Origin of the sequence: Bradyrhizobium sp. Arg816 (assembly GCF_029989365.1) — a bacterium.
Classification (GTDB): Bacteria; Pseudomonadota; Alphaproteobacteria; order Rhizobiales; family Xanthobacteraceae; genus Bradyrhizobium.
This window is the reverse complement of the sequence record NZ_JAPRAQ010000130.1, coordinates 1-525: the sequence shown is the minus strand read 5'-3', so window position 1 is coordinate 525 and position 525 is coordinate 1. Positions and strand designations below refer to the sequence as shown.

Genomic DNA, 525 nt, shown 5'->3' with positions numbered 1-525 from the left:
GGCTTTACCGCCCGAAAACGGCAACAATCGGCAGGACGTGATCGGATCGGTCCTCTATCGTTTTCGATCATATATCTGCGAACTTCACAGCGCGGGGCTTCGGCGCTCGATCGCGCTGCAATTCGTGGCCGACCCCGAGCACTCGGAGTTCGCGGCCCGCGTTCGTTGTCAAATCCTGTGCCGAAGCGCGAAAGCCGACGAGCAAGCGGCAAAGGACGACGTCACCGCGTTTGCCAGGCAAGCGAACCGCACCTTCCCGCAGGAAGGTATCTTTGCCTATGGTGGCCCGCGCTGGCTGAGCAAATCCCAACTCGAGTTTGCGACCTTCGGCGGATCAGACCCGGACGAAGCGTTCGAGATTGCCGAAATTCGCAAGCATGAAGAAATTCGGCCGATCTGGAGCCAGCCCTCGATGCACTATGTGCCGCACCGCTTCTGGGCGGACCAGCGGCGCGATCCCTGGCTCGCGATCATCGAAACACTGGCGCAGGCCACTTACCCCATGGCAGTGCGGGTCGAGCTCCA

The 525-nt window shown here is 61.1% G+C and carries 1 protein-coding gene; it reads left to right on the top strand.

Annotation, left to right across the window (positions count from 1 at the left end; all coding sequences use genetic code 11):
- Nucleotides 1-37: 37 nt before the first annotated feature.
- On the top strand, nt 38-525 hold a 488-nt coding region (locus tag OWC48_RS46155; RefSeq protein ID WP_282525948.1), incomplete at its 3' end, for a hypothetical protein.